Below are 7,101 nucleotides of genomic sequence, written 5' to 3' on the forward strand. Positions count from 1 at the left end.
CGCTTGTAGGCAACAATAACGCATTGAAATGTTTTGCCAACGTCGATTTCCCCGATCCGTTTGTACCGATAACAGCTACAAATTCCCCTTCTTCTACTGTCAGAGATACATCTTTAACAGCGTAAACAAGGTCTCCGTTTTCATCTTCGTACGTATGACTTAATTTTTCGGTTTTTATCATAGGAATGGACATATTTCCAGCCTCACTTGTGTATAGCTATACTCACCATGGAGTCGCTACCGTATTATCGTCCGTCCGGTGCACTCTTCATAAGTGCCAGAACGACATATAAGATGAATGCCGCAACCCATGCCATGGTAGTCGCTCCGTGAAAACCCAAAATAGGGAACACAAAACCGCCGCAATAACAAATATACGGAAAGATAAAATAGGCACCGCTTCGCCCCGTATCATGACACCGTCTGATACCGAGAGATATTTGCGACATGACTGTAGGCACGGTAAAAAGGATCAATAAAATACCGAAGAGTGCACAAATCCATAGCTGACCCAAAATAATTCCTTCTACAATACGATTGTACAAAATAAAGGTAAACATAAATTGGGCTACAAAAAGAACGAACATACGCAAAGCAAAAGGCATTCTGCCCACACGTCCGGTACGCACAAAATATTTTTCTTTCAAGTCCTGTGCGTTTTGAAAACCTATATACCCGCTGTTCCCCGCTCCTTCAGGTAAGGACAGTCCTTCTCTTGTACGTGTAAGCGGTGTTGAACGTTTTTGTAATTTTATTTTTTTCCCCTTAGCCATACTCTCCTCCGTATAGGACCCTACAACATGCATTTCCTTTCAATGGTATCATATTATAGAACGGTACTCAAATTTTTGTTTTATGTGATACACTAGAGAAAAATATTGTAGGAGGTTATATTATGTCAGAATCATACATATACGAAAATCCGACAGGTTCGGAAGGCCTGTTTACTTTTAACTTCTTTTGTGAATCCGTCACGGGAGCTTTGCACACACTCATTCATGTTATGGAAGACCATGAATTAGAGGCTCCGGACAGTTTGAGTGAAATTCCTGAACATCTGGCTCAAATAGGCATCGCCTTTTCTGAAGATTATGCTTCTCACAAATTGGACTTAGGCCGGTTCAAAGAAGATATCCTCTCTTTTTACGACCTTGCCTTTACCAGTAACGACCAACTGGCACCGCTTATTATCGGGGCTCCTGAAGAGGTCACGTATTATTATCTGGTCTATTCTCAAGGTATTAACTTGATGTTTACCAACTTACTGCAAAGTATCGTTCGCGACTTGCCTGATTCAGCCAATCCCCAGTCATTTATACAAAATATCATGCATGATTTTTATTCCCTCTCAGGTGGCCATGCCTAAGCAACACAAAAGCGGTTACATGTTAAACATGTAACCGCTTCTTTTTATATTTACAAAATAAAATGGATAAAGGCAACGACTGCTACTACAAAGCGATAGTATGCAAAGGAAGCCAATGTAGATTTATTGAGAAATTTCAAGAACCAAAGGACGGAAATATAAGCGACGACGAAGGCCGTTACAAAACCGATGGCAATCATGGCCAAGTCACTACCGCCTAAATAAGACAGACTTTTTAATAAATCATAAAAGCAAGCGACAATCATAACGGGAACGGCAATAATAAAGGAATAATCGGCCGCAGCTTTCCGACTGATACCCAACAGGAGGCCTCCCCCCAATGTTGAGCCGGAGCGAGAAAATCCCGGCCAAAGAGCCAACATTTGAAAAGCACCTACTAAAAAGGCCTGTACAATTGTCAGTTTTTCCACATCATCACAAACTACGGGTATCCTTGCTCGTTCAGCAGCCAACATAAAGAGACCGCCGACAATAAGGCCTATAATAACCGTAAAAGGAGAAAAGAGGTAGGTCTTGATAGCATGGTGTGCAAAAAATCCGACAAGCATGACCGGTACAATGCCGACGGCAACATGTGCCAACGTCAATCCCGTATCACGTCGAAACCAATTTTCTCTCTTCAAAAGATGCACGCATTTATACTGCTGCAACATGTAAATGAACTTTTCTTTATAAATGAAAAGAACCGATAAAATCGCACCTAATTGGATAAAAACTTCAAAAACGCTCGCTCTGGGACCGTCAAAACCAAGCCAATCACCGACGAGTATCATGTGCCCCGTAGAAGAAACGGGCAGGAATTCCGTAAACCCTTCGACAATGCCGAGTATGACGGCTATCATATAATCGCTCATAATCTACTCCTTACTGTCTGACATAATTAACACGTCGCTCATTATATCACAGGGGCGGATAAAAAAAAAGCAATGCCCAAGGGCATTGCTTTTATATGTCAGTCAAGTGAAATAACATGATTAGGATTTTCTACAATAAATTTTGCATACTTAGGATCGCCGTTGTGTTCAAAGTAGAGTGTATTACCTTCGAGCTTACCTCTCCAACTTACAATAATCGGGCATTCGCGGCTCAGTTCTTTGAGCATTGCAACGGGATTTAAGTTCAGAATAGGTGCAAAGAGGAAGCCGACATTATCAATCATGACAACGCGAGCATTTAACCGCCGGATAGCGTTGGCAATAAGGTCAATGGCCTTTTCCGGACGATCGGCACGGGGAATTTCCAAGAATTCGTCATCAAACAACTCTCGGGCTTCGCAGACCTTCCATCCTTCCTGATAAGTTAAATCTCGAATAATCCGGCTTTTACCGGAACCGGGGCCGCCGATGAGAATCAGCAACTTTTCATCTTCCTGTGCAATGTACTTCCACCGCTTTAAGACTTCTGCATCTGTAACCATGAAAATCACCTTCGTTTGCTAGTATTTGATTGGTTTCATTATACTTGATTGTATCTCTTCAAGTAAAGACCTTAGGTATATTCTTTTGCGATAGCCTTTCTTTCTTTCAATCCGTATCTTCCCAGCGAATCCTGAATGTCTTTAATAGGCTTATTCGTAAGAATTATATCATTTATATAATGCTTCTCATGCTGCACCGTAAATACCAGAGATGTCTCTCTGTCATAGGGACTGTCATAGTAGTATGCATCTACAGAATCCTCGCCGTCAGGACCGGCAATAATGCGATTCGGTACTCCATAGGCAGCCAATAAGGTCGATACATGATAGCCTAAGGTAATGCCTCTGCTCGTATACGCCGAGTTGGAAAGAAGAAATACTTGCTGCACCTTACCGATTCCGTCCGATTCCACTCCGTAATCACCATAGAGCCAAAATTCGGTTTTCCCTCTTTTAATAACGGTCTGCCACATATTATATTTATCTCGCGAAAAATTACTTCCCGGCTGAAAGCCCATGAGCGTAAAATCTTCTTTAGTTAGGCCTGTACCGACGTTTACACCTTTTTGACGCACCGTATACGGAGGCCTTGCAGGCATCATGGCAACACGGCGAATCTTCCTGTCACCGACGGCAAAAACTAAATCTTCCCATTCGGACAGAGAAGAGTACACGAAATAATATACATTGGCATCCGTGTCTCGCAACAACCGGTCGGGACGACCGAAGCGGCGAATCAGAATTTCCACAGGTGTTCCGATTGTCAAATCGTCACCTATAATAACGGAGTCGCCCTTCGTTAAATATACAGACTCTACACCTGTCTGTATACGATTTTTATCAATATTGTTTTCTTTTAAAGCCGGTGCCACAGGCTTTCTCAAGATAACGCGCATAGCCAAGTCTTCTTTTTCATAAGTCAGCTTCAATAAATGCGTCGTTTCCGTTCTCTTTTGCGGATAACCGTATATTTTCAATACTTCTTCAAGACCGGTTCCCTTATGCAGCTTGCCGACGGCAAACGCTCCGTCTTTCAAAGGACTCAGCGGAACCGCTTCTATTCCTTCCGGCAAAGCGGCCTTCTCATACGGTCTTGTTTCATATACCGGTAAATCTCCGTTTTTTAAAGCGTCTTCCAAGGCCTTTACTTTGTAATTTGTTTCCTTTTCCTGCTCTGCCTTTGTAGTTTTTGACTCTTTCGCATCTACATCACTTAAAAGGCGAACAGGTATTTTTTCCGACTTTACATTATCTGCCGCTGAAGCTGCAACCGGCAGGGACATAAGCATGCACAAAGCGGCAAGTAAGGAGTAAAATCTTTTCATAATATCTCCTTTTCGTATGTAAAAAGCACCTCCTGAGACAATTCAGAAGGTGCCGGGCATATTATTTCTGTTCGGGACGACTCAAGGGGAACAAGAGCACGTCACGAATCGACGGACTGTTTGTAAGGAACATGACCAATCTGTCGATGCCGATACCTAAACCGCCGGCAGGAGGCATACCGTATTCAAGTGCACGGCAGTAATCTTCGTCCATTTGGTGGGCTTCGTCATCGCCGTGAGCTCGTTCTTCCATTTGTTTAATAAAGCGATCCCGCTGATCGAGAGGATCATTCAATTCAGAGAACCCGTTAGCCAATTCACGGCCATAAATAAAGGCTTCGAATCGATGGGTCAACAAAGGATTGGACGCATCTTGTTTCGTAAGGGGCGAAATTTCCAAAGGATGCCCCGTAATCACGGTCGGCTGAATAAGGTTTTCTTCAACATAGTCTTCAAAGCAAGCATTAATAATCTTGCCGATTCCGTCGTATTCTCCGTATTCAACATGGAGTTCATCGGCAATTTTACGAGCTTCTTCGACGGTCTCAACCTTAGAGAAGTCTTTTCCCGTGTATTTTTCCACCGCTTCAATCATGGTCATGCGATTCCACGGAGCCGCCAATTCTATTTCTTTATCAATGTACGTAATTTTCGTTGTGCCGTACAATTTCAGAGCTAATTCAGATACGAGTTCTTCCGTAATGCGAATAACATCTTCCAAATCACCGAAGGCCTGGTACAGTTCAACAGTAGTAAATTCCGGATTATGTCGTGTGTCAATCCCTTCATTGCGGAAGCAGCGGTTCATTTCATAAACACGTTCTAAGCCGCCTACAAGCAATCTCTTTAAATGCAACTCCGGAGCAATACGCAGGAAAATATCCATATCCAAAGCGTTGTGGTGTGTTACAAAGGGACGAGCCGCCGCACCGCCGGCAATATTATGCAACATGGGCGTTTCCACTTCCAAGAAATTACGTGCATCCAGATACTCGCGAATGCCTTTAATAATACGGGAACGCATAATAAAGGTGTTTTTGACTTCCGGATTGACAATAAGATCCAGATAACGTTGACGATATCTTGTTTCCTTATCTGTCAGGCCGTGAAACTTTTCCGGCAAAGGACGCAGAGACTTGGACAAGAGCGTCCAAGTAACTACGCGCACCGTTGTTTCCCCCGTATGCGTTGTAAAAACATCCCCTTCAACACCGACAATATCCCCGATATCGAGAAGTTTAAAAAGCTCGTATGAAGCTTCACCGACTACGTCTTTACGAAAGTATAACTGTACTTCACCGCTTATATCGCGCAAGACACAAAAAGCAGTTTTGCCGTGGCGGCGCAAAGCCATGAGTCGCCCTGCCAGACTGACCGTCGTGCCGTCCTTTTCTAACACTTCCGCACGGTCTTTAATGTCTTGTGCATGATGGGTCCAATTATATTTTTGACCGAAAGGATATACGCCGGCATCTGCAAACTGTTGCATCTTTTCGCGGCGAATCACCATTTGGTCATTTAATTTTTCTTCTTCAATATGCGGTACTGCTTTTTTTTCTTGGTCAGACATACTTATCCTCCTCGACTCTAGCCTTCAAAGGGCAAAATCTTATATTGTACTTCACCGGCCGGAGCCTTTACAGATACGATAACGGGATTTTCTTTATCCACATTTTGACCCAAAATAGCAGCTCCCACAGGGCTTTCATTAGAGATTCGGTTGTTGAACGGATCTGCTTCGGCTGTACCCACGACGGTATATTCAAAGCGTTCTTTCGTTTCCGCATCTTCTAAAATCACCTTGGAGCCCAGACGAACTTTGGCTACATCATCAGTTGATTCTTCAATAATTTTGGCTGTTCTGATTTTATTTTCCAATTCAACAATGCGGCCTTCAATAAACGCCTGTTCATTTTTGGCATCATCGTATTCGGAGTTTTCGCTCAAGTCACCTAAAGCGATTGCTTCTTTAATTCGTTGAGAAACGGCGATACGACGAACCGATTTAAGTTCGTTCAATTCTTTTTTCAGTTTTTCGAGCCCGTCGGCTGTAATCAGTGTTTCGTTAGACATGAATATGAATGCTCCTTTTGCCCATAGATTGCAAACAGGAATAGCAGTCCTGTCGGACTCTATTCCTGAGTAAATTAACAAGTACGCAAGTACATTTAATTATATTCTTCCCTATCGTCAATGTCAAACAAAGGCATGTAAAAGCTCACCTTTACACCGTGCATTTTGCCACCTCGGAGATGACCTGTCTAAACTCTTCAACCGTTGAGGTTCGGTTAATTCGCTCACGCAATGCCGCTGAGCCGAAAAGACCCTTGGTATACCAGGAGGCATGAGAACGCATTTCTCTAAGAGCAATATGAGCACCTTTAAAGCGAATAAGACTTTCAAAATGTTCTAAAAGCACTGCATAACGGTCTGCCGCCGACGGCTTTTGTACAGTTCTTCCGGACAGATAATCACGAACTTCCTCAAAAATCCACGGATTTCCTTGAGCGCCACGTCCGATCATGACGGCAGTACAACCCGTTTCCTCAAACATGTGAGCACACGAAGGACCATCCGTAATATCACCGTTACCTATAACAGGAATAGACACGGCTTTGACGACAGCGGCAATTTTTTCCAAGTCCGCACGACCGCTGTAAAATTGCTCCCGCGTTCGTCCGTGAACAGCAAGAGCCGCTGCCCCTGCCGCTTCACATCGACGGGCCAACTCGGGTGCAACGAATTCGATGTCATCCCAACCGGTACGCATTTTTACGGTAACGGGGACCGACACGGCCTTAACAACGGCACTCACTACTTTTTCCGCCAGAGGAAGATTCTTCATCAGAGCCGATCCTTCGCCGTTCTGAACAACCTTTCGTACAGGGCAGCCCATATTGATATCTATGATATCGGCACCGTACTCTTGTGCAACCTTAGCCGCTTTGGCCATAATTTCCGGCTCCGCCCCG

9 protein-coding genes are annotated in these 7,101 nt (G+C 43.8%); 1 reads left to right on the top strand and 8 read right to left on the bottom strand.

The features are described 5' to 3' along the window. Both PGX78_RS04925 and PGX78_RS04930 read right to left on the bottom strand, forming a co-directional pair. Window positions 1-193: ATP-binding cassette domain-containing protein (locus PGX78_RS04925; RefSeq protein WP_270445646.1), on the bottom strand; the 193-nt coding region annotated here is incomplete at its 3' end. Between the two features lie 52 nt (window positions 194-245). Beyond that, a complete protein-coding gene (locus tag PGX78_RS04930; protein ID WP_270445647.1) occupies window positions 246-773 on the bottom strand; it encodes a DUF805 domain-containing protein in 528 nt (175 codons plus the stop codon). A gap of 122 nt (window positions 774-895) precedes the next feature. Between PGX78_RS04930 and PGX78_RS04935 the strand changes: the two genes are divergently transcribed. Next, on the top strand, window positions 896-1,366 hold the full coding sequence (locus PGX78_RS04935) for a hypothetical protein (protein ID WP_270445648.1): 471 nt from the start codon (window positions 896-898) through the stop codon (window positions 1,364-1,366). Between the two features lie 50 nt (window positions 1,367-1,416). Here the strand turns inward: PGX78_RS04935 and PGX78_RS04940 are convergent, their stop codons facing one another. The 6 genes from PGX78_RS04940 to dusB form a co-directional block, all read right to left on the bottom strand. Next, window positions 1,417-2,241, bottom strand: a complete 825-nt coding sequence (locus tag PGX78_RS04940; protein ID WP_006941949.1) for an undecaprenyl-diphosphate phosphatase — start codon at window positions 2,239-2,241, stop codon at window positions 1,417-1,419. A gap of 98 nt (window positions 2,242-2,339) precedes the next feature. Continuing rightward, window positions 2,340-2,804 (bottom strand): BREX-3 system P-loop-containing protein BrxF, encoded by a 465-nt coding sequence (gene brxF, locus PGX78_RS04945; RefSeq protein ID WP_006941948.1) that lies wholly within the window; start codon window positions 2,802-2,804, stop codon window positions 2,340-2,342. Window positions 2,805-2,875: 71 nt separating this feature from the next. Then, window positions 2,876-4,129: a hypothetical protein gene (locus PGX78_RS04950; protein ID WP_270445650.1), complete on the bottom strand. Its 1,254-nt coding sequence runs from the start codon at window positions 4,127-4,129 to the stop codon at window positions 2,876-2,878. A 61-nt stretch (window positions 4,130-4,190) separates the two neighbouring features. Then, complete coding sequence (gene lysS, locus PGX78_RS04955; RefSeq protein WP_270445651.1) at window positions 4,191-5,699, bottom strand: lysine--tRNA ligase; 1,509 nt, start codon at window positions 5,697-5,699, stop codon at window positions 4,191-4,193. Between the two features lie 17 nt (window positions 5,700-5,716). Beyond that, window positions 5,717-6,202, bottom strand: coding sequence for a transcription elongation factor GreA (greA, locus tag PGX78_RS04960; protein ID WP_270445652.1), 486 nt, complete (start codon window positions 6,200-6,202; stop codon window positions 5,717-5,719). Between the two features lie 151 nt (window positions 6,203-6,353). After that, a partial coding sequence (gene dusB / locus PGX78_RS04965; protein ID WP_270445653.1) for a tRNA dihydrouridine synthase DusB occupies window positions 6,354-7,101 on the bottom strand: 748 nt, incomplete at its 5' end.

The sequence above is a fragment of the Megasphaera sp. AF13-6AC genome (assembly GCF_027685385.1).
Taxonomy (GTDB): domain Bacteria; phylum Bacillota; class Negativicutes; order Veillonellales; family Megasphaeraceae; genus Megasphaera; species Megasphaera micronuciformis.